At 38.0% G+C, this 25,169-nt stretch carries 25 protein-coding genes and 1 pseudogene; 18 read left to right on the forward strand and 8 right to left on the reverse strand.

Annotation, left to right across the window (positions count from 1 at the left end):
- Positions 1–220: 220 nt before the first annotated feature.
- The 3 genes from HCH28_RS06205 to HCH28_RS06215 form a co-directional block, all read right to left on the reverse strand.
- Positions 221–613 carry a YhfM domain-containing protein gene (locus tag HCH28_RS06205; RefSeq protein WP_221680244.1) on the reverse strand — a complete coding sequence of 131 codons (393 nt, stop codon included), beginning with the start codon at positions 611–613 and terminating at the stop codon, positions 221–223.
- Between the two features lie 638 nt (positions 614–1,251).
- On the reverse strand, positions 1,252–1,461 hold the full coding sequence (locus HCH28_RS06210; protein ID WP_221680245.1) for a hypothetical protein: 210 nt from the start codon (positions 1,459–1,461) through the stop codon (positions 1,252–1,254).
- Between the two features lie 2 nt (positions 1,462–1,463).
- Positions 1,464–2,036 (reverse strand): hypothetical protein, encoded by a 573-nt coding sequence (locus HCH28_RS06215; RefSeq protein ID WP_221680246.1) that lies wholly within the window; start codon positions 2,034–2,036, stop codon positions 1,464–1,466.
- A gap of 186 nt (positions 2,037–2,222) precedes the next feature.
- Here HCH28_RS06215 and HCH28_RS06220 point away from each other — a divergent pair.
- The 13 genes and pseudogenes from HCH28_RS06220 to HCH28_RS06280 all read left to right on the forward strand — a co-directional run.
- Positions 2,223–2,942, forward strand: a pseudogene (locus HCH28_RS06220) (CPBP family intramembrane glutamic endopeptidase); the annotation flags it as partial.
- A gap of 283 nt (positions 2,943–3,225) precedes the next feature.
- The gene (locus tag HCH28_RS06225) at positions 3,226–4,419 is read left to right on the forward strand and encodes an argininosuccinate synthase (RefSeq protein ID WP_004231366.1); all 1,194 of its coding nucleotides are present in this window, start codon (positions 3,226–3,228) and stop codon (positions 4,417–4,419) included.
- A gap of 81 nt (positions 4,420–4,500) precedes the next feature.
- On the forward strand, positions 4,501–5,880 hold the full coding sequence (gene argH / locus HCH28_RS06230; RefSeq protein WP_221680247.1) for an argininosuccinate lyase: 1,380 nt from the start codon (positions 4,501–4,503) through the stop codon (positions 5,878–5,880).
- Positions 5,881–6,082: 202 nt separating this feature from the next.
- Positions 6,083–6,460: a carboxymuconolactone decarboxylase family protein gene (locus tag HCH28_RS06235; protein WP_221680248.1), complete on the forward strand. Its 378-nt coding sequence runs from the start codon at positions 6,083–6,085 to the stop codon at positions 6,458–6,460.
- Positions 6,461–7,081: 621 nt separating this feature from the next.
- Positions 7,082–7,459, forward strand: a complete 378-nt coding sequence (locus HCH28_RS06240; protein WP_221680249.1) for a GntR family transcriptional regulator — start codon at positions 7,082–7,084, stop codon at positions 7,457–7,459.
- Positions 7,460–7,466: 7 nt separating this feature from the next.
- Positions 7,467–8,546 carry a DUF1648 domain-containing protein gene (locus tag HCH28_RS06245; protein ID WP_221680250.1) on the forward strand — a complete coding sequence of 360 codons (1,080 nt, stop codon included), beginning with the start codon at positions 7,467–7,469 and terminating at the stop codon, positions 8,544–8,546.
- Positions 8,547–8,559: 13 nt separating this feature from the next.
- Complete coding sequence (locus HCH28_RS06250; RefSeq protein ID WP_221680251.1) at positions 8,560–9,843, forward strand: alpha/beta hydrolase; 1,284 nt, start codon at positions 8,560–8,562, stop codon at positions 9,841–9,843.
- An 11-nt stretch (positions 9,844–9,854) separates the two neighbouring features.
- The gene (locus HCH28_RS06255) at positions 9,855–10,160 is read left to right on the forward strand and encodes a DUF3784 domain-containing protein (protein ID WP_221680252.1); all 306 of its coding nucleotides are present in this window, start codon (positions 9,855–9,857) and stop codon (positions 10,158–10,160) included.
- Positions 10,161–10,393: 233 nt separating this feature from the next.
- The gene (locus HCH28_RS06260; protein WP_221680253.1) at positions 10,394–11,581 is read left to right on the forward strand and encodes a hypothetical protein; all 1,188 of its coding nucleotides are present in this window, start codon (positions 10,394–10,396) and stop codon (positions 11,579–11,581) included.
- A 17-nt stretch (positions 11,582–11,598) separates the two neighbouring features.
- Complete coding sequence (locus HCH28_RS06265; RefSeq protein WP_221680254.1) at positions 11,599–12,774, forward strand: M20 metallopeptidase family protein; 1,176 nt, start codon at positions 11,599–11,601, stop codon at positions 12,772–12,774.
- Positions 12,775–12,879: 105 nt separating this feature from the next.
- On the forward strand, positions 12,880–13,032 hold the full coding sequence (locus tag HCH28_RS06270; protein ID WP_004231380.1) for a YpzG family protein: 153 nt from the start codon (positions 12,880–12,882) through the stop codon (positions 13,030–13,032).
- Positions 13,033–13,151: 119 nt separating this feature from the next.
- Entirely contained in the window at positions 13,152–13,688 is a 537-nt protein-coding gene (locus HCH28_RS06275; protein ID WP_221680255.1) for a hypothetical protein, read from the forward strand.
- Between the two features lie 20 nt (positions 13,689–13,708).
- Positions 13,709–14,047, forward strand: coding sequence for a cupin domain-containing protein (locus HCH28_RS06280; protein ID WP_004231385.1), 339 nt, complete (start codon positions 13,709–13,711; stop codon positions 14,045–14,047).
- Between the two features lie 30 nt (positions 14,048–14,077).
- Here the strand turns inward: HCH28_RS06280 and HCH28_RS06285 are convergent, their stop codons facing one another.
- Positions 14,078–14,569, reverse strand: a complete 492-nt coding sequence (locus HCH28_RS06285; protein ID WP_004231387.1) for a GNAT family N-acetyltransferase — start codon at positions 14,567–14,569, stop codon at positions 14,078–14,080.
- 69 nt (positions 14,570–14,638) lie between these two features.
- On the opposite strand from HCH28_RS06285, the gene HCH28_RS06290 reads away from it, so the two are divergent.
- Positions 14,639–15,067, forward strand: coding sequence for an NUDIX hydrolase (locus HCH28_RS06290; RefSeq protein WP_221680256.1), 429 nt, complete (start codon positions 14,639–14,641; stop codon positions 15,065–15,067).
- A 53-nt stretch (positions 15,068–15,120) separates the two neighbouring features.
- Here HCH28_RS06290 and HCH28_RS06295 read toward each other — a convergent pair whose 3' ends face one another.
- From HCH28_RS06295 to mscL, 3 genes are all read right to left on the reverse strand, one after another.
- Positions 15,121–16,281, reverse strand: coding sequence for an aminotransferase class I/II-fold pyridoxal phosphate-dependent enzyme (locus tag HCH28_RS06295; protein ID WP_221680257.1), 1,161 nt, complete (start codon positions 16,279–16,281; stop codon positions 15,121–15,123).
- 3 nt (positions 16,282–16,284) lie between these two features.
- Positions 16,285–17,400 (reverse strand): methionine biosynthesis PLP-dependent protein, encoded by a 1,116-nt coding sequence (locus tag HCH28_RS06300; protein WP_026023403.1) that lies wholly within the window; start codon positions 17,398–17,400, stop codon positions 16,285–16,287.
- Positions 17,401–17,841: 441 nt separating this feature from the next.
- A complete protein-coding gene (gene mscL, locus HCH28_RS06305; protein ID WP_009370295.1) occupies positions 17,842–18,231 on the reverse strand; it encodes a large conductance mechanosensitive channel protein MscL in 390 nt (129 codons plus the stop codon).
- A gap of 190 nt (positions 18,232–18,421) precedes the next feature.
- Between mscL and HCH28_RS06310 the strand changes: the two genes are divergently transcribed.
- Positions 18,422–19,120 carry a lytic transglycosylase domain-containing protein gene (locus HCH28_RS06310; protein WP_004231399.1) on the forward strand — a complete coding sequence of 233 codons (699 nt, stop codon included), beginning with the start codon at positions 18,422–18,424 and terminating at the stop codon, positions 19,118–19,120.
- 35 nt (positions 19,121–19,155) lie between these two features.
- Here HCH28_RS06310 and HCH28_RS06315 read toward each other — a convergent pair whose 3' ends face one another.
- Positions 19,156–19,413, reverse strand: a complete 258-nt coding sequence (locus tag HCH28_RS06315) for a GlsB/YeaQ/YmgE family stress response membrane protein (protein WP_004231402.1) — start codon at positions 19,411–19,413, stop codon at positions 19,156–19,158.
- Between the two features lie 798 nt (positions 19,414–20,211).
- Between HCH28_RS06315 and HCH28_RS06320 the strand changes: the two genes are divergently transcribed.
- The 3 genes from HCH28_RS06320 to ilvD all read left to right on the forward strand — a co-directional run bounded on the left by HCH28_RS06320 (position 20,212) and on the right by ilvD (position 24,728).
- Positions 20,212–21,387 carry an amino acid deaminase/aldolase gene (locus HCH28_RS06320; protein ID WP_221680258.1) on the forward strand — a complete coding sequence of 392 codons (1,176 nt, stop codon included), beginning with the start codon at positions 20,212–20,214 and terminating at the stop codon, positions 21,385–21,387.
- Positions 21,375–22,697 (forward strand): D-arabinono-1,4-lactone oxidase, encoded by a 1,323-nt coding sequence (locus HCH28_RS06325; RefSeq protein WP_221680259.1) that lies wholly within the window; start codon positions 21,375–21,377, stop codon positions 22,695–22,697. The genes HCH28_RS06320 and HCH28_RS06325 overlap by 13 nt, the downstream gene beginning before the upstream one ends.
- A 360-nt stretch (positions 22,698–23,057) precedes the next feature.
- Positions 23,058–24,728, forward strand: a complete 1,671-nt coding sequence (gene ilvD / locus HCH28_RS06330; protein WP_221680260.1) for a dihydroxy-acid dehydratase — start codon at positions 23,058–23,060, stop codon at positions 24,726–24,728.
- Positions 24,729–25,169 lie beyond the last annotated feature (441 nt).

The raw sequence follows: 25,169 nt of genomic DNA on the forward strand, positions 1-25,169 counted from the left end.
TTGATCCTCTATGTGTTTCTTTACAATCAAAAGGATATAGATTTTAATAAAGTACTAAGTATGCCACTATATTTAATAAACTTCGAAGTCCCAGCATATTACCCACATGTTCGATTTTTTGCTATTTCGACGTAAATGTAGTTTGAAATAAAGAATGTTTATACATACTGCAGTCAGTAACACAGCTAAAAAACGCTGTGAACTCATTTCATGAACTATTTTATTCCTTATTCATATACAAATTATTTATTACTTCATTAATATCTTTAACTAAATTTTCATTAATACTATAGGTTGTATGTGTATCACTGGCATCCATTATTACACCAGAATCATTATTAATCCAAAGATAAAATGTTTTCTTACCTAGTTTAACTTTATAGTTAGGACTAGCCATATCTTTGATACCTTGGTTTTTACTTGCACTATTAAAAGCAGTTGAAAAAAGTTCTATATCTTCTAATTCTGTAATTTTCTTCATGGAATCCTTTTTAATTTCAGAAAAATTTACAGATTCATAAATTTTAATAGTTTCATTTTTATTGCTTGAACATCCACTAATTAACGATATTGATAGTATAGTAATAAAATATAAGATTAAATATTTCTTCATTTTACGCCTCCTATGGATGAAAACAAATAAACAACAAAATTTATTCGAAATATGATTTTATTAAGTGAAAACAAGGTCATCATTATACTGATGACCTTGTTTTTAAATTTTAAAGAAGAAATTAATTAATTAATTTTGTATTACTAATTGATAAATTAAGTCCATCGATATCTATATAATATAAGTTACTCTTTTCATCAAAATAATAATTTATAGGTATGTCGATATAATTATTTGTCAATTTATTTACCTTTGGTATTGCCTGGATTTTAGCTTCTGGAATATCAAATTTAACTTCAGCTTTTTCTGTTATTTCAAAACCTTCAATTGTTAGAATGCTTTTAACAGCAACATCAAGGAATTCATTTTCGGAAAAATTATCTAAATTTATCTTTCCGTTATTTCTACTAATTATACTTAATTCATTTAAGCCATTATTTTTTGATAAATATACGATATATTTTTCTCCTTTTTGTAAAGCAGTATATTCCTCTACATGAAGATATTCATTTTGTGCAGTAATAGCTGCTGACTCATTAAATTTAATATTTGAACCTAAATCTAAATCATTTTTATAGTACTCAAGTACTTCAACTTCTCTTGTTGCATAATAATTGAAGGAGAGTTTTCTTCATAAACTACTGTACTATTACTCTAGATAATTCATCTTTCACTTGAACTAATGCAATTACATCAGCAATATCAACTATTTCATCGTATTCAAAAACCTCATGGCTACCTTGTAATGGAATATCTATTGGTTTATTACTAGAATTTATATAATTAAATCCCACTATAAAGAACACAGAAAAGAATAAAATTATACTTAGAGTTTTTAATTTTTTCATTCTTATTTACCCCATTTCTGCTGTAAACTAAGTCTATCATATAGTTGTATAGAATAATCCGTTTTAACACCTTGTACCATAATAGAAAGTGTTGATTCTCCCGGCGGGTGAGCCATACTCAAAGCATGCCCCATTTCATGTGTAGCTGTAGCAGTTCGCTTAGTATCTGTATCTAAAAGAGTAGTTTTATATTGATAAACCATTGCTTTTACCCAAGTATCAGATAAAGTTGCAGAAGTTGCAGATGTACCAGTCCATGTCTTGTAGGGATACATAACCCCTAAATCCCCAGATAACGGTGCGTTAATAGAATTAAAATGTGTTACTACTTGTGCAGTAGAGCCATATTGATTTGACCCGCTAGAATATGTATAAGAAGCTTTCGAGGAAGCTCCGTTCCACTGGCTAGCTGCAGTAGTTGCTATTGAAGATGAGCCAGAGCCAACACCCCAAGTTAAGTGCCCCGATACAAATCCGCCACTCCATTCCGCTGCTTGCGTGTGGCTTGATAGATTTAATACACTAAAAGCCACTAAAAGAAAAAATAAAATACTAATATTTTTTAATTTTGACATAAAATACCTCCCGTTCCTTTTTTTAATATTAAAACTATGATTTCTTTATGGCAACCATATATAAGTTATCTTTAATTTACTCACTACTTCGATTATTGTGTTTCTAGCGTACTGAAAGTATTGCATTGAAAATATTTCCTGTTTTATGAAAACTACTTTTGTGTTCTGATATTGTATTGATTTTTATCTATCCCAAGATTAGGCTATCCGACTTGGCTATTTGATATCGTACGCTGTCTATCGGCTTGGTCATCCACCTTTGCCTTTGCGCTACTTTTTCCAAGAATCTATCCTGAGCAACGTTTTATACACTTTGTCAAACAAAAATTCAAAAACAAATTGTCACTTTCAGTAATTGTTTTAATCGTGATGATACAAACAGCTATCTTTCTCATGATTTTGTTTCATATCATGAATAATTATGAAGAAACCTCTATTTTTACGCTGTCTTCATGGGGCATGCTCAGTTTTTATTTTGTTAAAACGCTTTTGTCAGGACCATTAGGCGAGGAGTTAGGATGGAGGGGTTTTGCACTGCTGGAGCTTCAAAAGAAGTATTCGCCATTAATAGCTTCTATTATCATAGGCTTTTGGTGGGGAATGTGGCATTTACCGATATGGCTTACAACAGGGTTTATGGGAATAGATTTGGTCAAATATAGCTTCTTCTTTATGCTATCGATTATAGCTACGACCATCATCATGACAGTATTTTATACGATCAATCAGAATTTAATGATTCCTATTATTATTCATCAGCTCTTTAATTTTTTTATCGGTTCCATCAACGGAAACCTAATTGATTTAATCATGTATAATGCCATTTTATATTCGGCGGTGGCCGTTCTACTTATTTTGATTAATCCTAAAAAAGTATTGTATAAGATAAATCAGCCAAGTAACTAGAAAGAATCCAGTTTGTATAATGGATTCTTTTTTTCGTCCGTTGCTAAATTTATATAGTATACATTTATATAGATAGTAAAAAAACATTTTTTCGAGTGAATTGCCATGGATTTCTTGTCAACCTTATACAAGGAACGACTTACTTTTGACAATAAAAATAAAAGTCTATGAATTTATAAAAATACACTTGTATTTATTTTTATAACATGATACTATTCGTGTATAAACTTTTAAATGAATGTATAAAAATACATATCGATAGAGCAATGGAGGCGCATTTTTAATGGCAAATAAAAAAGTAGTATTAGCTTATTCAGGTGGACTTGATACTTCGGTAGCAATTCCATGGTTAAAAGAACAAGGTTGGGACGTAATTGCAGTATGTCTTGACGTTGGCGAAGGGAAAGATCTTGAATTCGTAAAAAATAAAGCTCTTCAAGTAGGAGCGATTGAATCTTATATGGTGGATGCGAAAGACGAATTTGCTGAAGGGTATGCACTAATTTCTTTACAAGCACATACTTGGTATGAGCAAAAGTATCCATTAGTATCAGCGCTTTCCCGCCCACTTATCTCGAAAAAACTAGTAGAGATTGCGAATCAAGTAGGCGCAGATGCTGTTGCGCACGGTTGCACAGGTAAAGGGAATGACCAAGTTCGTTTTGAAGTATCGATAAAAGCATTAAATCCAGACTTAGAGGTATTAGCACCAGTACGTGAGTGGGGCTGGAGCCGTGATGAGGAAATCGAATATGCAATGAAGCATAATGTACCGATTCCTGCAACATTGGATTCACCATTCTCAATCGACCAAAACCTATGGGGCCGTGCGAATGAAGCTGGCATCATGGAAGACCCATGGGTGTCGCCACCAGAGGAAGCTTACGGCTTAACTGTTTCTGTTGAAAATGCACCGAATGAAGCAGAGTATGTGGAAATCGAGTTTGTAGCTGGTAAACCAGTAGCATTAAACGGAAAAGAAATGAAGCTTGCTGATTTAATTCAAGAATTAAATGCAGTAGCAGGTGCTCATGGAGTAGGACGTATCGATCACGTTGAAAATCGTTTAGTTGGTATAAAATCTCGTGAGGTTTATGAAATTCCAGGTGCAAAAGTGCTGTTAACAGCGCATAAAGAGCTTGAGGACTTAACGCTTGTAAAAGAATTAGCACACTTCAAGCCAGTTATTGAGAAAAAACTTTCTGAATTAATTTACGACGGTCTATGGTTCTCACCATTACGTGATGCTCTTGAAGCATTCCTTGCCCAAACACAACAATATGTGAATGGTACAGTACGTGTGAAACTATTTAAAGGGCATGCGATTGTAGAAGGACGTAAATCACCAAATTCATTATACAGTGAAAAGCTAGCAACATACTCGAAGGAAGATCAATTCAATCACGCTTCCGCTGTAGGCTTTATCGAGTTATGGGGTCTACCAACTGTAGTGAACTCATCTGTGAATAAAAAGTAATGTTGAACAAGCAAGGTGTGGTGAGGCATTTGTGCTTATACTACACCTTTTGATAAGTAATCGAGGAAAAGGTGAGCTGACATGACAAAACTTTGGGGTGGACGTTTCCAAAAATCAGCAGAAGCATGGGTAGACGAATTTGGCGCATCCATTGGCTTTGACCAGCAACTTGTGCTAGAGGACCTTGAAGGTAGTGTTGCACATGTCACAATGCTTGGTGCCACAGGAATTTTACCAGCAGCTGATGTAGAGGCCATACTAGGTGGTCTTGCCCAATTAAAAGATAAGGCAATTGCGGGTGAGCTTGAATTTAGCGTTGCCAATGAAGATATACACTTAAATTTAGAAAAAAAGTTAATTGATTTAATAGGTCCTGTCGGTGGCAAACTACATACAGGACGTAGCCGAAATGACCAAGTAGCAACGGATATGCATCTTTTCTTGAAAAAGCGTGTGCAGGAAGCAATTGATTTAATTGTGACGTTCCAACAAACGCTTCTAGACAAAGCACAAGAGCATATTGAAACGATTGCACCAGGTTATACGCATCTACAACGTGCACAGCCAATATCCTTTGCACACCATTTAATGGCTTATTTTTGGATGCTAGAGCGTGATAAACAACGTTTTACAGAATCCATAAAACGTATTGATATTTTACCTTTAGGTGCTGGGGCAATGGCAGGGACAACTTTCCCGATTGACCGTTTAAAATCAGCAGAGCTATTAGGTTTTAGCGAGGTTTATGCAAACTCCATGGATGCGGTAAGTGATCGTGATTTTATCGTGGAATTTTTAAGTCATTCCTCCTTACTTATGGCACATTTATCACGCTTTGCTGAGGAAATTATTATCTGGTCTACAGATGAATTTAAATTTATCGAACTGGATGATGCCTTCTCAACAGGTTCTTCGATTATGCCACAAAAGAAAAACCCAGATATGGCAGAGCTTATTCGTGGTAAAACAGGGCGTGTTTATGGGAATCTAATGGGCCTATTAACGGTGTTAAAGGGCACACCATTAACGTATAACAAAGATATGCAGGAGGACAAAGAGGGTATGTTCGACACTGTTCATACGATTCTTGGTTCACTTAAAATCTTTGAAGGTATGGTGCGTACAATGACTGTCAACACGGAACGCTTACATCAGGCTGTTCACGCTGATTTTTCAAATGCAACGGAGCTAGCAGATTACCTTGCTACAAAGGGGATGCCATTCCGTGAGGCACATGAGGTGACTGGTAAGCTTGTCTTTACATGTATTCAAAAGGGTATTTATTTATTAGACTTGCCATTGGAAGAAATGCAGCAAGAAAGTACGTTAATTGAAGCGGATATTTACGATGTACTAGCGCCAGAAGCTGCTGTTCGCCGCCGCCATTCCTTAGGTGGTACTGGCTTTGAACAAGTAAAAATCCAAATTGAAAAAGCGAAAGCCTGTCTTGTAGCCATTTAATTTTTGCGTGCATGTCCTTGTGACTTTTTGCATAGATATTCATTAAAGCTGTCCTGTGAGGCACTATGAAAACCTTTATCCTTTTTCACTGAGCCAGAGGGTGACGTGAAGAAGAGAACCTTACATATGTGAAGGACAATCCCCAATTCTGGAGACGCGGAATTGGGGTTTTTGTATAAGTAAATGTAGGAGGGATGAAGAAATGAATGAACGTTTTACAAAGGGGCTCGAAACAATTAAACAATATGTGACAGAGGAAGAAGCAGCACGGATGATTAAATCTGATGCATTAGCCGATATCGCACCCGATTTACGCAAAATGATTATTGAATTTGCTTACGGTGATGTCTATGCACGGCCTGGGCTGGATGCAAAGAGTCGAGCACTCGTCGTGATAACAGCGGTAGTTACACAAGGTGCTGCACCACAAACCAAAACGCATATTCAGCGTGGATTACATGCAGGCTTGACACAGACAGAAGTGGTCGAGGCACTTTTACAATTAGCACCCTACATCGGTTTTCCAAGAGTGCAAAATGCTTTAACGATAGCCCAACAAGTCTTTGCAGAAAAAAGCTAAAGCATGTATAAAAAATAGAAGAAGGCTCATAATAAGAGAGGAACCACTTATTAATCTAATCTGATGGGGAGGATGCAGAATGAGTAGTAATAGTCAAACACCCAAAGACCAAGAATCTCAGGAAAGTCCGCCACAACTGTTGAAGGTTGAAGCTTCATAAATCTTAAGCCTAAAGGTGAAACAGACTATTCTGTTTTGCTATAGATTAAGAAGAAGTGTAAACTATACCAGTTAAAAATCAAATAGAAGCAATAAGTGTCCATGGATCCAGAATTATTCTGGGTCCTTTTTGTTTCTTATGGGGTCTAAAGTACTCAAGATATCCGCTCTAAATGAAGTTCAAAGCGCTCCTAAGGAAGGAGAACCCGCTCTAAATGGAGTTAAAGCGCTCCTAAGGAAGGGGGATCCGCTCTAAATGGAGTTCAAAGTGCTCATAGGGGAGGAGAACCCACTCTAAATGAAGTTCAAAGCACTACCAAGGGAAGGCTCTCGCTCTTATTGTGAAAAAACCTCTACTCAACACCATAAAAATTCCTTCATTTGACATTAGAGAAAATCTGTATTACTCTATACATAACAGATTTCTGTTTGGTTACAAGCAATACAGATTGGGGGAGTTTTATGCAAATACAATTAGATCCAAACAGTGAATTGCAGCTATATAAACAATTGGCCAATCAAATAATAGAATGCATTGCGCAAGGCGAGCTGAAAAATGGTGATACTTTACCGTCTGTACGTTCGATGGCTACAGATCTAGGCATTAACGTTAGCACGGTCAGTAAAAGTTATCATGAACTTGAAGAGAAGGGCTTAATTGAATTGAAGCCGAAAGCAAAAGCGGTCATTATTGGTGGTCAAAAGAGAGAGCTGGAAGAAACGGAGTTTGAAAAAGTCGAAAATGCCTTGAAGCCTATCATGGCGGAGGCTTTTGCGCGTGGCCTCGAAAAAGAGCAAATGACAAGTTTGTTCCAGCGAATTTTAAAACAATGGAAGTAGGGGTAGTATGCTTATAATTGTAGGCATCTTTATCATTGTCGGAATTATGGAAACGATGACCCCACATTTAACAAGAAAAACACTTGTTTTTGGTGTTTCCATACCCGAACCATATGTCAAACATCCACAATTAAAGCTGTGGAAGAAGCATTATAGCCAAATCATCGCAGGAATTACCGGCTTATTTTTAGTAGGTCAAATCGCTCTCTATCTTTCACCTATACAAGAGGAGAAGGTATCTTTAATTTCCTTTATCCTTTTGTATGTCATGCTCCTTTTGTCATCAGGTCTTTACATGAGTTATCATGTTAAAACGAAAAAATTAAAGGTGCAGGAGCAGTGGGAGACACAAATAAAAACAGTATATGTGACAGATTTGTCTATCCGTCAGAAAGAGGAAGCATTATCACCTATATTTTTTAGTGTACCCATCATCATCACACTTGCTTTAATTGCTTTTACGTACATGAACTATGAGACAATCCCAGAGGTTTTTGCTACACATTGGAATGGAGCAGGAGAGGTCGATGGTTGGACTCAAAAATCGCGGCTCTCAGTCATCAGTATGCCACTTATATTATTGGCAATACAAACTAGTTTTTTCATGATGAGTCAAGGCATGAAAAGTGCCAAAATCCAATTAAGTGCACAGGCCAAAGAAGCATCCATTCATCGGGAGTTAACTCAGCGTAAATACGGAAGCTGGTACCTGGCAGCCATGAATTTTAGTATGACAATTCTATTTGTTGTTTTACACTATACAACTGTTATTTTACAAGACCAAACGGCTCCCTACTTCTTCCCACTTTTTCTTGTCTTTAATGTCGTTACGTTGGGTGGTTTACTAGTGTTCATTTGGAAGCTCAGTAAAAGTAATGAACGTTTTGATGAGGTACATACAAATGAAACAGCTGCCACAGATGATCAATACTGGAAATGGGGTATTTTTTATTGCAATAAAAATGATCCATCCTTATTAGTGCCTAAAAAGTTTGGAATCGGTTGGACTGTTAATTTCGCGAACAAATGGTGTTACATCTTAATAGCTATTACTTTACTGCCAATTTTATTGGTGATTTTCATATAGAAAGGAAGATTAGATGAAAAAATGGTTATGGATTTGCTGTATAATTTTACTTTTAGCTGCCTGTGGGCAAAAAGAGGTCACTGCACAACATCAAGGAACAAAGGGGACAAATGCAATGAATGAACAGTTTATTGGAAAATGGGAAGGAACTATTGAAACGCCAAATGGACCATTACCGATTATTATCGATTTAAAGAAGGAAAGTGGTACATTATCCGTGCCAGCACAGGGCTTATCTAATTTTCCATTTCAAAGTGTGACGTATACAGGTGATAAAGTAAAAGTGTCCATAAATTTAAACGGCTCGGCTATTGCCATTAATGGCACAATCAAAAATGAACAAATAGAGGCTACATTTCAACAAAATGGTGCGAAATTTCCTTTAATACTAAAGGCTTATAAAGAGCAACCTGTTACCTATGACACATTAAAAATTCCCGTTCAAAACGGCAACTTAACGGTAGCTGTAGAAAAGGCTTCTACATCTCCATCACCAGTGGCACTGATAATAGCAGGATCGGGGCCAACTGATAAAGATGGTAATTCTGCTTTGGCTGGAAAAAATAATAGCTTGAAAATGTTGGCGGAAGGTTTAGCACAACAGGGCATTGCGACGGTGCGTTATGATAAGCGAGGACTAGGTGACAATCAAGCGCTCTTAACAAAGGAAGAGGATGGAACGTTTGACCAATACGTTGATGATGCTGTACAAATTATCCAAACATTGATGGCTGATAAAGCCTACACAAGTGTACATGTGATTGGCCATAGCGAAGGCTCACTCATTGGTTTGCTCGCGACTCAAAAGACAGGCGTAGCATCCTTTGTGTCCATTGCCGGTGCAGGTAGATCGTTAGATGAAGTGCTTTTAGAGCAATTAAAAGGTCAATTAGCACCAAAGCTTTTCAATGAATCCACGAATATTTTGACAGCTTTAAAGCAAGGGAAGCAAGTGAAAAATATTTCACCAGAGCTACAAGCCCTTTTCCGTCCATCTGTACAGCCTTTTCTGATTTCCTTGCTAAAATATCAACCTGCTAATGAGCTTGCAAAAGTAAAAAGCCGTGTATTGCTAGTACAAGGAACAACAGATTTACAAGTGAAGGAAGCCGATGCTGAGGCATTGAAGAAAGGCAAACAAGAGGCAAAATTACTTTATCTAGCGGGTATGAATCACGTATTGAAAAAGGCACCAGCCGATCGTGCCAAAAACTTAGCAACCTATGCAGACCCTTCACTGCCACTGCATGAAGAATTACTACCAGCAATTGAGCAATTTATTAAAAATGAAAAGTAGGATGATAAACCTTGGGAGTAATTGTCTATTTAATTATCATGCTGCCGTTTCTCATCTTCGCCATTGTTCTATCGCAAGGTAAAGGAGCTTTTCTACTTGCTGGCTTTCATACGATGGCACAGGAGGAAAAAGAACATTATGATGAAAAGGCACTGGCAAGATTTATGGGAAAAATGATGTATGGCTACTGTTTTTGTGTCCTTTTATGGATACTAAACGAATTATTCCATACACAATGGTTATTTCATGTAGGTCTTGTACTTTTTGTCGCCCTTACGATATTTTTATTGATCTATGTAAACACAGGTAATCGTTAAAAAAAATAGCATGTAAGACAAAGTAGAACCATTTTAGAATGGTTCTCTTTTTTTGTAAGCGCTTTACAAAAATTCTTTAAAATCTAAATATTTGGAAAACCGTAATTTTAGTGTCACGAATATGCTCGTTCATACGTTGTTTTTCTTCTTTTCTGTAAAAATAGAATTTTAAGAATAATTAGTATTATTATAGATGACATTAAAAAATTACTAAGTTAGGAGAATTCTTTGATATGTCGCAAATGTTAGCACTGACGATAGTACTTGCTATTCTTTACATCGGAGATATCGTAGCAACAAGAACGAAGGCGTGGATTCCATCTGTGTTCGTCTGTGCGGTATTATTTTTAATTGGCTATTGGACATTCTTCCCGAAAGATATTGTTAGTATTGCCGGGATTGGTCCAGTCGTTGCCACGATGTTAATGTATTTATTAATTACGAATATGGGTACACTTCTGTCCCTTAAGGAATTGAAAAACCAGTGGAAAGCCATCGTTATTTCTTTAGCTGGTATTGTAGGCATCATCGCCATATTATTTACAATTGGTGCCTTGCTATTTGATTTAAAAACGATGATTGTTGCAGTTCCACCATTAGTCGGTGGTGTTGTGGCAGCGCTAGTGATGTCAGAAGGCGCTTCTGCAGCTGGCTTAGAGGATTTAGCCGTCTTTGCCATTGTGATTTACGTCATTCAAGGTTTTGCAGGATATCCCATCACGTCCATTGTATTGAAGCGTGAAGCAAAACGTTTATTAAAAGAACACCATCAAGGGAATATACAATCGGTAACACTGGTAGAGGAAGATGTTGAACAGTCATCTGAGCAACCAAAATTATTTAGGAAAATTCCTACCAAGTACAATACAGAATACTTTAAATTTTTCCGTTTAGCGCTTGTTGGATTATTAGCGTATGGTACATCTACAGCATTAGCACCTGTTGTGACAGTCAATGCATTAGTGCTATGCCTAGTGTTTGGTGTCCTTGCATCGACATTTGGTTTTTTAGAAAGACAACCATTGCAAAAAGCAAATGGCTTCGGTTTTGCCATTATGGGGTTAATGCTCTTTATATTTGATGGCTTAAAACAGGCTTCCCCTGAAATGCTGATGCGTATTATAGTGCCATTAGTAGTGTCTATTGTCTTAGCAGTCATTGGTATGTATATTTTCTCTTTCATCGCAGGAAAAGTGTTAAAGGTCAGCCCGAATTTAGCGTTTGCTGTATCCTTAACAGCGCTCTATGGGTTCCCAGCAGATTATATTTTAACGAATGAAGTAGTGAAATCGTCCACAACCGACGAAAAAGAACGTGAAATACTGTTAAGCCATATGTTGCCACCGATGCTTGTAGGAGGCTTCATTAGTGTAACGATAACATCTGTTATTTTAGCAGGTATTTTCGTAAGTTGGTTATAAACAAGGAGAGAGTAATCATGAACAATATCAAACGCATTATCGCGGAATTAAATAGTGAGCTTGTGACGATTCGTCAAAAATTGCACAGTGAGCCAGAGCTTTCTTGGGAAGAATATGAAACAACGAATTATGTAGCAGCGTATTTAGAGAACCTTGGTATTCCGTATAGACGAACAGAGCCAACAGGCATTATTGCGGAGTTAAAAGGGGGCAGGGAAGGAAAAACCATTGCCTTACGTGCGGATATGGATGCATTGTCAGTTTATGAAATACGAGAAGATATTCCGTATCGCTCTAAAACAGATGGTAAGATGCATGCCTGTGGTCATGATGCGCATACAGCCATGTTGCTGATTGCAGCTAAGACATTACATACGGTACAAGAAGAAATTGAGGGAACAGTTCGTTTTATTTTCCAGCCAGCGGAAGAAGTTGCTACGGGTGCAAAAGCGATGGTAGAGCAAGGAGCAATGAAAGGTGTAGATAACGTCTTTGGTATTCATATTTGGTCGCAAATTAACACAGGAAAAATTCAGTGCAATAAAGGTCCTGCCTTTGCCTCTGCTGATATTTTCAAAGTGCGCTTTAAAGGGCAGGGCGGGCATGCCGCAGTACCACATGATGCCATTGATGCCGTGATGATTGCTTCAACGTTTGCTTTGAATGTCCAAACAGTTGTGGCACGTACCGTCAATCCACTTCAACCTGCCGTTCTTACAATTGGAAAAATGGAGGTTGGCACACGCTTTAATGTAATTGCTGAAAATGCCATTTTAGAAGGGACTGTGCGCTGTTTTGATAAAGAGGTCCGTTCACATATCGAAGCGCAAATTCGTCATTATGCTGAGCAGATTGCCTCACTTTATGGGGGCACAGCAGAGGTTGTTTATGAATATGGTACACAAGCCGTCAACAATGATGTGGCGAGTGCCAGCTTAGTCGAGCGCCTTGCAGCTGAACATTTTGGGGCGGAAGCTTATCATGTTGATGATCCGACAATGGGTGGAGAAGACTTTAGCTTTTACTTAGATGAAGTACCTGGCTGCTTTGCTCTAGTAGGCTCAGGCAATACAGTAAAGGATACACGCTGGGCACATCATAATGGCCATTTTAATATCGATGAAGATGGTTTGCGCGTTGGAGCCGAATTATATGTACAATATGCGTTAACTTGGTTAAGCGAAAACAAATAAAGAGAAGTGGACATGCTTCTTATGAAATTAGTATAAATTCACCTTAGCTGGTCATAATAAAGAAGATTTCACTTATGAAATCTATAATGATGAGGAGGATGAAAAATGAGTAGGTTCGAACAACTAGACCCCAAATCTCAAAAAATCCACCGCAACTGGTCAAGGATTAAGCGATCAAAATCGCAAGTAAATGGTGAAACGGAGATTACTCTCCATAACCGTCTCTTGCGAAGTGAAGCAAAGGCCCGTCAGTTTTAATCATGCTAGAAAAGTAAGTGTCATCAAGCCCAGAAAAAATTCTGGGTTTTTCTTTATGACTAAGAAAGATGTATTATATTGTAAGGAAGTAATTTCTAACAGAAAAGGAGAGGAAAGCTATGATTAATCCTATTCCCATTTATCTACAGCAATTTGCAGGAAACGTCCAATTTATAGATGAAGTTGAATCACAGTTTCAGCTTCATTCTAGTGCAGGCAATGAACAATTTGAAATTTGGTATTACGGTGATTTGCTAATCATTGAAGGGGAGGAAATGCCTTTTATTACAGGCTCCACCGCTAGAATCGTTGCTAAAGATCCTTTATCCGCAGAGGGAATTTTGCTCTTTGATGCGACTCTACATGGTTATAATGCGCTATTTTGTGAGGCGTATACAGAGGATCACCGTGACAAACGTCCACTAGAAAAATATAATTTACCCGAAACAGAAGTCGTATTATCATTTTTCTATAACATCGACTATGACGAAGAAATAGACGACTATGAGGTAGATGAACAAGAAAATGTTCGACTTATCAATGGAGAAACCACTAACTGGGAAACGATTAAAAGAAATGGCTATGATGCATTTACTTTTTATATCAAAAAAGAAGATGGAACTCTTTTAGCATTTGCTGAAGAAGAACTAGCCTAATAAGAAAGGATTTTCGCGAAATGCAACTGATACAATTTACACAAGATTTAGCAAACCCCATTCATCAATACCAATCCATCGATACATTCTATAGAAAAATTACGAAAACAGAAGTGCCTACGACGATCGGTTTCATCTATATTGAGTCAGGTGGAGTGGTTGGTATGCATGAAGCCCCTGTTCCACAGCTATTTATCGTTATTAATGGGGAAGGATGGATAAGAGGTGAAGATGGTGAAAAAATCACCATAAAAACAGGACAGGGAGTGCTATGGCATCAAGGACAGGCACATGAATCTGGTAGTATAACTGGCTTAACAGCACTTGTTATCCAAGCGGAGCAGATAAATCTTACATAAATAAAAGTGTAACGGTAGTTGCAAGAACCGTTACACTTTTTCATATTGTTTAACCAATTTAACTGTCTTAAGTAGATGACCATCAAATTGTTCATCAAATTCTTCTATTGCTACAAATCCCTTTGCTTGATAAAAATGCATTCCAAGTTTATTTTCTTTCTCTACACAAACAAATAAAGACGATAGATTTGGTAGCATGCGTAGTCCTTCCTGTAAAAGTGCGGTACCCACGCCCTTACCATGCATATCAGGATGTAAATAAATCGCATGTAGCTCTGCCTCACCTTGTGTTACATTTGAAAAATTAGCAAAGCCTACTAGCCATTCGTCAAAAATTGCAACAAGAAACGGACTGTTGATAAGACGTTCAATTAATCGTTCTCGACTATAAGCTAGTTGTAAAAAACGATCTTGAATGTCACGTGGAATGATTCCTTCGTATGTATGATGCCAGCTTATTCTAGCAATTTCTTGTACAAAAGTAATGTCATTTTCTTGCATCTGTCGTATAATAAGTGTCAACACTTTTCACCTGCTATTCCAATTTTTCTCTTTATTGTAACATTCAATCATTCAAAGGGGGTCACTTTCATGCAAGTAATTGAAAAAGCATTTGGCTATATCACGCGAACGCATGAGGATCAATTACAGGTACTCGTATTTGAACAGAATTCAGTTGGGGCAGGTATCCAGGTGCCCAAAGGTACGGTAGAGGAAGGGGAAACACCTTTAGACGCTGTGAAACGTGAAATGCTAGAAGAAACAGGTCTAACCACACTTGTCGTTCAAGCGTTAATAGCACAGGACTATTTTAATCATCCATCAGGTGTTTTACAAAAACGGTATTTTTATCATTTAACATCCGATGAAACACGGGATGCATGGCAGCATCATCCAACAGGCTTGAACGAAGGGGATTTACTCTTTTCATTCTATTGGATTTCAGCTGAGCAAGATGCCCTGTTAGCAAAGGGGCATGGGGATTATTTATACCGATTGTTAGCAAAGGTGAAAAATTGAACCTATCATCAATAAAACCGCGTCAACTGGACGCGGTTTTTATGTTGATTCGATTAAGCCCTGGCAGCAATCTCTAGGGCTTGTGCAAAATCAGCAATTAAGTCATCAACATGCTCAAGTCCTACAGAAAAACGTAGAAGGCCATCTGTGATGCCTCGTTTAGCACGCTCTTCAGGCTCCATAGCAGCATGACTCATTTTTGCAGGGTAAGAAAGAATAGATTCTACTCCTCCAAGAGAGACCGCAAATACTGGAATTGTCATCGCCTCAACCAATGCCTTTGCAGCTGCATAGCTTGGTAGTCGGAAGGATAAAACGGCCCCAGGACTTGTGCTTTGACGTTGATGAATAGCGTAGCCAGGATGTGAAGCAAGCCCTGGATAGTAGACCTGCTCAACTAGTGGATTACTAGCCAAATAAACAGCAATTTTTTGTGCAGATTCAGCAGAACGACTAAAACGTACATCTGTTGTTTTGATGTTTTGTAGAAGTGTGAATGAATCCTGTACACCTAAAATATTACCGAATGAATTTTGGATAAAGTAGAGATCCTGACCTAGCTTTTCATCGGCAGTAACCGTTAAGCCAGCAATAATATCAGAATGTCCAGATAAAAACTTTGTTGCACTATGAATAACGACATCTACACCAAGTTCTAGTGGGCGTTGGTGTAAAGGTGTCATAAAAGTATTATCCAAGAATGTAAGGCAGTGGTGTTGCTTGGCAAGCGCCACTATACCACGTATATCTGTAATGCCTAACGTTGGATTTGATGGTGTTTCCATATAAAGTAGTTTTGTAGCTGGCGTGATTGCTGCTTCTACAGCTGCTAGATCCGTAAAATCTACAAATGTATGGGAAATCCCAAAGCGTGGCAACACCTTTGTTACAAAACGATAGGTTCCACCATAAACATCCTCAGTCATGACGATATGATCTCCCTGCGATAACAGCATTAATGCTGCTGATACGGCAGCGATTCCAGATGAAAATGCATGGGCACGAACACCACCCTCAAGCTCTGCTACAGCTTTTTCTAATGCATCTCTTGTAGGGTTGCCTGAACGAGCATAATCATATTCTCCGAATTCATCTATACTTTCTTGATGGAAAGTAGAGGACAGATACATCGGGACATTAACAGCCCCTTTTTTATCACCATAGCCATCACGAACACCTGCGTGAATGAGGCTTGTTTCAATACGTTGCTTCATCCATTACGCCTCTTTTCTAAGGATATCAAATACTTGTCGTAAGTCTGCAATTAAATCTTCTGCTTCCTCAATGCCAACAGAGAAGCGTAATAAACGATCACAAACGCCACGCTCCACACGTTCTTCATAAGGCATATCTGCATGTGTTTGTGTAGCAGGATACGTAATAAAGCTTTCAACACCGCCAAGACTTTCAGCAAAAGTAATTAACTTTAAGTTACGAAGGAATGGGTCAATCCACTCAGGCTTTTGCAAGCGGAATGACAGCATGCCACCTTTTCCAGTATAAAGGACATCTGTCACTAACTCTTCTTCCTCTAAGTAAGCAGCAATCGCCTTCGCATTGGCATCATGTTGCTTTAAACGTAGATGCATTGTTTTTAGACCACGAATAAGTAACCATGAATCCATAGCTCCTAGCACCATGCCACTACCATTATGAATAAAGCCAATACGTTCAGCTAATTCTGTTCCTTTAGCAACCACTAGCCCAGCTAAAACATCATTATGACCACCAATATACTTCGTTGCAGAATGAAGCACAATATCTGCGCCTAATTCAATAGGGCGTTGGAAGTATGGCGTATAAAATGTATTATCCACAATTAACCATGCCCCATGCTTATGTGCTAACTCCGCATACACTTGTAAATCAAATTCCTGCATAAGTGGATTTGTTGGTGTTTCAATAAATATTGCACGTGTATTTTCATTCATTAATGCTTCCACCTGTTCAACTGATTCAAATTTTGAATAAACAGGCTTGATATTATAAGTATCTTGGAAGAAGTTAAATAGTCTATATGTACCGCCATATAAATCATCTGGCACGACTAATTCATCGCCTGGTTTAAATAGGGATAATACCAATTGAATGGCAGCCATCCCGGAACTACAGGCAAAGCCCATATCGCCACCCTCTAAATCAGCAATTCCTGCTTCTAAAAGAGCACGTGTTGGATTTTTTGTACGTGTATAGTCAAAACCTGTAGATTCACCAATCCCAGTATGTTTATAAGCAGTCGATAAATGAATGGGCGGACTCACAGCTCCTGTTGCTGGGTCACTTAAATTACCAAGTTGTACAAGCTTTGTTTCAATACTTCTGTTTAATGTCATGACGTCACTCTTTTCTTCAATATTATTAAAAGCAACAACTTTCGCTTTCAATTTAATAGTATTCTCAATAATTGTTACCAATTTAACATGGATACTAAAGAAGAACAAGGTGATTTCTGAAAATTAGCTAGATTATTTATAGTTAAACACGTAGGAATAGTAGGAGATTCCGGAATAAAGATAGAGCTGAAGAAGTGGAGGATAATTTCAAGTTAGCGGATACAAGATAGAAAGTAGCGGATAGAACGTGAAAAGTGATGGATAGAGCGGACAAAGTGAGGGATAGGTTCTGAAGTAGCGGATACAACGTGAAAAGTGGTGGATAGAGCGGACAAAGTGAGGGATAGGTTCTGAAATAGCGGATAGAGCACAAAAAGTAAAGGATACAAAATAAAAACATCTGCCTCCTTTAAATGGAGAGACAGATGCTTTAACAACATGTTAGGCTTGTTCTTTTTTCAGTAAGTCGCGAATTTCTTTGAGAAGCTCTTCTTTGGCATCGAGTTCAGGTGCTGGTTCTTCCACGACTGCTTCTTCTTTTTTACGTGTAAGCTTAGTCATAATTCGTAAGGCCATAAAAATGGCAAATGCTATGATTAAAAAATCAATGATGGATTGTAGAAATACACCAAAATTGATTTGAGCTTCACCTGAGCCAAAAACAAAACTCTTTGTTAAATCAATACCACCCGTTAAAACACCGACCAATGGCATGATGATATTTTCAACTAAGGAGGTAACAATTTTACCGAAAGCACCACCAATGACTACTGCTACTGCTAGATCGACAATATTGCCTTTCATCGCAAATTCTTTAAAGTCTTTCCACAAAATAAATTCCTCCCTATTAATATCCAATAAACGAATCAATCTGTATTTTACTATATTTTTACTAAACCTTTCAACTGCTTTCATAGTGGAAATTGGAAGACAGACTTCGATCTTTCAAAATTAAAAGATATACTGCACATTACGGAAAATTTGGTAATATAGAAAAAGAATACTAGATTAGGTGTGACGTATGGCAAAGAAAAAGAATAACAAACCCATGTTATCACCCGCGACAAAATTGGGTATGATAGCATTATTGATTCCAATTGCAATTACTGTGTATGTCCTCACATTTTTTGCTTGGAAGGAGCTTCAAACATTACCGATATTCGAAAAGCTTGTCCAGCAAAAGGCAATTGAGGAGATTCAACAGCATTTCGATATGAAAATTCCTGAGCAATACATTCCCGTTTATGTAGCTGCAGAAGAAAAATATGGGGTACCATGGACATTACTTGCTGCGCATCATCGTATTGAAACGCGTTTTTCTACGGTAAAATCAATGGTATCATCTGCTGGGGCAGAGGGGCATATGCAATTCATGCCCTGTACATTCGTCGGCTGGCAACATCCCACATGCGCAGGTTTAGGAAAAGGAAACATCACGAAAAATGAATTGATGAATCCTGAGACAATTGCTAAATACGGAGGATATGGCGTAGACGCAAATGGGGATGGAATAGCAGATCCTTATGATATTGAGGATGCAGTATTTAGTGCTGCGAATTACTTATCTAAATACGGTGCTGCGACAGGGAATATTAAGAAAGCTGTTTATCAATACAACCATAGCGAGAAATATGTCGAGGATGTGTTATATTACTACCAGTTGTATGATGATTTTCACGATGAACTCCAAGCAGCTGTTCTTTTACATGAAGAAAAATAAAGAGCCATCACACTGGATGGCTCTTCATTACATATTTAAGTTGCTTTACGCATACCTTTTAAAATAAGGCTGACGATAAAGATCAACACGATGGCACCGATCAGTGCTGGGAACACGTAGAAATCACTTACTCTCCAGCCCCAGTTCCCTAAAACCATACTACCAATCCAAGAACCGACAATACCTGCAATAATATTCCCGATGATGCCGCCTGGTACATCTTTACCTAAAATGACGCCAGCTAACCAACCAAGAATTCCTCCAATAATTAAATACCAAATGAAACTAATCATTACTTTCATCTCCTTAAATTTAAGATATAATGGCGATTACTTAGTTATACCCTGAATGGAGTAGATTAAACACTGTGATTTGTTTAGTAATTATTACATGTTGTAAATAAGGCTGTAGACAAGTGAATGCAGCTCCTTTGCTGTGCTCACTTTATTGCTAATCCAACTGCATAAATTACCGTGAAAATGTCCACATTAACGACAATTACTTCTATATTGTACATACACCGATTATCGCTTACTTCTATAGTATGTTCATGCATTCAATTCGTACCAGAAAGGCATACAACGCCCAATCGCCAGAAACAATAAAAAACAGCCATTTAACTAAATTATTTACTACAATAGCCTTTTCATTCGTGAAAAAATACATTATTTATTGAAACAGAATGTCAATTCCCTGTACAATTCCTTATTTCCTGGGAGAATTTTTTATGTAGAAAAAGAAAAATGGGTAAATTTCCACTTTTTAATAGTTTGAAAATTCTGTATAAAGGGATTATAATGTAGAAAAGGAGCGTGGTCGTATGAATATGGCTGTTATGAAACGTTTAAATCGTCAAGGCTTTTTAATTGCTGGTTTGCATTTATTAGTGATGCTAAATCTTGCAGCTGATTTCTTATACGCATCGTAACCAATTTAATAGAAAGGTGAATGAAATGTTTATCCTATATTAAAACAACCGTGTAGTCTTATTGTAAAACAGGCGCACGGTTGTTTTATTTTGTTTAATTAACTGAAAAAAGGAATTAATCTGTTAAGTGTCAAATACATAGTACAGACAAGGGAGTGATGAAATGACGTTCAGATTCGATCAAGCATTTTGTGATTTGGAAAGGCCATTTGCATGGTTAGACTTAGATGCACTAGATAAAAATATACAAATGGTTCAAGATGCTTGTGGTGGAAAACAAATTCGTATTGCAACAAAATCGATTCGTTCTATTGAGGTCCTTCGTTATATACAGAAAAAACTTGTGAATGTTGTGGGATTAATGACATTTACTGCAACAGAGACCCTTTTTTTATTAGAGCAGCAGTTTGATGACTTATTGCTTGGCTATCCAGTAATGGAGGAAGCAACGATTCGTCGATTGTTGCATTTTGTAAAGGAAGGAAAAATCGTCACCTTTATGGTAGACAGACCAGAACATATCCAACTATTGGCGAAATTGGGACAAGAGATTGGCGTACGTGTACAGGTTTGCATTGATCTTAATGTTTCAAATGATTTTAAAGTATTGTATTTTGGAACAAAACGTTCGTCATTGTCTTCTCTTGAAACGTTGACACCTTTTTTACAAACCATTCAAAACACCCCTGTAATTGAAGTGGTAGGAGCGATGGGCTATGAGGCTCAAATAGCAGGGGTTGGCAATCGTCCAGCAAATGCTGTAAAAGGTAGAGTCATAGAAGCCATGCAAATACAAGCCAAAAAGCAAGTAACGCAGTTTCGTCGATTAGCGGTCGCCCATATCAAGGCCTATTTTCCAAATCTGCGCTTTGTTAATGGTGGGGGATCAGGAAGTATGACGTACACCAATCAACAGAAGGAAGTAACGGAAATTACAGTTGGCTCGGCTTTTTATGCACCTGCATTGTTCGATCAATTTACACATTTACAGCTAGAAAAGGCTGCTGGATTTGCCTTACGTGTAACAAGAATGCCTGAAAAAAATATCGTTGTTTGTCATGGGGGAGGCTATACGGCTTCAGGAGCAATTGGGATGGATCGTTTGCCTGTATTCTATGACCCTACCACTTTTGCATATCTTAGCCTAGAAGGCGCAGGGGAAGTGCAAACACCCATAAAGGTCAAAGAGAAAAGTATCAATATTGGCGATACTATTTATTTTCGACATGCGAAGGCTGGAGAGCTTTGTGAGCGTTTTCAGATCCTGCATGCTATTCGTGGGGACAAGTATGCAGGACATTACACAACATACAGGGGGGATGGACAATGTTTTCTATAGAAAAATGGCGGAATGGTGAAAAGTGGACAAACTGGGCTGGTAATGTTATTTCCTATCCGAATGAAATGTATTTACCACACTCCATTGATGAAGTTTCAGCAATTGTGAAGCATGCGTGTCAATCAGGAAAGACAATCCGTGTCACAGGTGCTGCTCATTCTTTTAGCGCTGTGGCTATGCCTGAGCATATAGCAATTTCCTTACATAATCTGCGTGGATTAATCGCTGTGAATGAGGAAAGGCAGGAGGCAACATTATGGGCAGGGACCTACCTATATGAAATTGGTCCAATGCTAGCGAAACATGGTTTTGCGTTAATCAATATGGGCGATATACAGGAGCAAACCATTGCAGGGGCAGTGTCAACTGGCACACATGGCACAGGGGTTACACTTGGTTCTCTATCGTCAGCTGTCCAGGCATGGGGATTTGTAGATGGTACTGGTACTTATCAGGAACATAGGAGAGGGATGGATGATTTATCTGAAGCGCTGCATGTATCTCTTGGGATGCTAGGTGTTCTGGTCAAAGTAACGATTAAGGTCATACCACTATATGGTTTGCATTATGTGGGGGCAAGAGAAACATTGACAAATGGTCTCTCGTTATTTGCTGAGGATATTCGTCAACATCGTCATGTGGAGTGGTTTTATTTTCCTGGTAGTGAAACAATTCAAGTAAAACGGATGAATGCGGTCGCGCCTGTCTTTCAAAGCGAATGGAATAAAAAAATAGAAAGGTTAAAGCTACAAATAGTAGAAAATGGGGCTTTTTTTGCGATGTCAGCGCTTTGTAAGTGGAAACCAGGTTTAAGTGGTACCATGAGCAAGATAGCGGCTGCCAATGTGGTAGAAAGTGAAAAAGTAGGGATTAGCTATGAAATTTATCCTTCACCTCGTAGCGTGAAGTTCCAAGAGAGTGAATATGCCATCCCGCTATCACAGTTTGAAGCTTGTTTGGAGGAAATCCATGCAACGTTTAAAAAAGGGACTTTTAATGTGCATTTTCCTTTAGAGTGTCGAACAACTGCAGGCGAAGCAGGTTTTTTAAGTCCAACACAAGGGCGTGAGTCAGCTTTTATAGCCTTTCATATGTATAAGGGAATGGCAGAAGAACCTTATTTTAAATGGGTGCATACATTGATGCAAAAATATGAAGGTCGTCCTCACTGGGGAAAACAACATCATTTAACAGCGCAAACGGTCTATGCGTTGTATCCAGAGATTGAAAAGTTTTTAAGTATTCGACACCAATATGATCCTGAACAAGTATTTTTTACAGGATACTTAAAAAAGTTGTTTCTATTGTAAGCGTTATCTCGAGGATTGGATGATTTAGCTTATTCAAATATATGGGAATTATTTATTTACTCATTTTTGTTTATTATTAAAAAATTAAAATTTGAACGAAATGTCAAAATTTTTATCAAAGCGAGATAAAACTGATGCTTAATCAGCATGTAAACGATTTCAATTTTGACAGATTTTTTGAATTGTTTAAACAATTCAAAAAATACTGTTGACGAGACCTTTTTTTCGTACTATGATAACAACAATCTTTACAGCAGTAATCGTCTAAGAGACCATTACTCTATAAACAAAAAATAAAAAGACAGAACATTTTGTCTATAGCAACGAACATAGTATGGATAGCAATGAGGGGCGTTTAAAATGAGAAGTGACATGATTAAAGTAGGCGTAGATCGAGCGCCACATCGAAGTCTTTTATATGCAACAGGCAAAGTAAAAGCAAAAGATCTAGGCAAACCATTTATTGGGGTTTGTAACTCTTATATCGACATAATACCAGGTCACGTTCATTTACGTACGTTCGCTGATGTAGTGAAAGAAGCTATTATAGAAGCGGGTGGTATTCCATTCGAATTTAATACAATTGGCGTCGATGATGGTATTGCAATGGGGCATATAGGTATGCGTTATTCCTTACCGAGTCGTGAGATTATAGCAGACTCTGCTGAAACTGTTATTAATGCACATTGGTTTGATGGCGTATTTTATATTCCAAACTGTGACAAAATTACACCAGGAATGCTTATGGCAGCAGTTCGTACGAATGTACCATCTATCTTTGTTTCAGGTGGTCCAATGGAGGCGGGAACTTCTGCAGCAGGAAAACAGCTTTCCTTAACATCTGTGTTTGAAGGTGTAGGAGCCCACAAATCAGGAAAAATGTCTGCGGAAGAGCTGTTGGATATTGAGAATAATGCTTGTCCAACATGTGGCTCATGCTCAGGCATGTTTACAGCAAATTCGATGAACTGCTTAATGGAAATGCTTGGTGTTGCTTTACCTGGAAATGGTACAATCGTTGCCACTTCTGAAGAGCGTCACAAGCTGATTAAAGAAGCAGCTAAACAATTAATTCGCATGATCAAGGAAGACGTTAAACCTCGCGATATTATTACAAAAGAGGCAATTGATGATGCGTTTGCTCTTGATATGGCAATGGGAGGCTCCACAAATACAGTTCTTCATACATTAGCAATTGCCAATGAAGCCGAGATAGATTACAACATTGAAGATATTAATAAAGTAGCAGAAAGAGTGCCTTATTTAGCAAAAATCATGCCTGCTTCAGATATTTCAATGGATGATATTAATAAAGCAGGTGGCGTAAGTGCCATTATTAATGAATTAACATCTATTCCAGGTGCTATTCATCCAGACCGTCCAACCGTAGCAGGCGTTACAATGGGTGAGCTTGTCAAAGATTATCACATCACGAATGATCAAGTCATTCGAACAAAAGACAATCCATATAGTGCTGTAGGTGGATTATCAGTTTTATTCGGTAACATCGCACCAGATGGCTCTGTTATTAAAGTAGGGGCAGTTGATCCTTCTATCAAAGTATTCAAGGGCGAGGCTATCGTCTTTGATTCACAAGAAGCAGCACAAGAAAACATTGATAATGGAACGGTGAAAGAGGGCCATGTAGTTGTCATTCGCTATGAAGGACCTAAGGGTGGCCCAGGGATGCCAGAAATGCTCGCACCAACATCTGCCATTCAAGGTCGAGGCCTGGGTACAAAGGTTGCCTTAATTACAGATGGTCGTTTCTCCGGGGCATCTCGTGGTATTTCAATTGGCCATATTTCACCAGAAGCTGCTGAAGGCGGTCCAATCGCTTTAGTAGAAAACGGAGATATTATCGAAATTGATCTACCAAATCGTACGATTAATTTACAAGTTTCAGATGAAGTTTTAGCTGAACGTCGTGCAAAATTACCAGCCTTTGAGCCAAAAATCAAACGCGGTTGGTTAGCAAGATATTCAAAATTAGTGACGAGCGCTTCTACTGGAGGCGTAATGAAAATTTAACAACTAGATAAATAAAAACGTTGATGAGGTTAAAGGTTCTAGAGCCTTGTATCTACCAGAGAGCCGGTCGTGCTGGAAGCCGGCGATACAACTAGATCCGACATCCCCTCGGAGTGGGCTATTAAACGTGTTTACACCATTAGATAGCTCCGGGCATAGTCGAAAGTGCTCGTTATTAATGAATAAATGTTTTATGACACTATATTGGATGCGATGTCTGTCGCATTGGTGCATAAATGCAGTCATTTATTCGCGAGGTAGCAATTATTTGCTATAAAAAAGGGTGGTACCATGGAAAGTCTTTTTCATCCCTACGTAAGGTAGTTCTTTGCGTGTGGAGAAAAAGGCTTTTTATTATTTTCACGATGCAATTGAACAACCTCTCAACGAAAAGGATGAGAGGAATAGTCAATCCAGCTATTGACACTTCACTAATCTACA

This window comes from Lysinibacillus sp. K60 (genome assembly GCF_019731275.1).
Taxonomy (GTDB): Bacteria; Bacillota; Bacilli; order Bacillales_A; family Planococcaceae; genus Lysinibacillus; species Lysinibacillus capsici.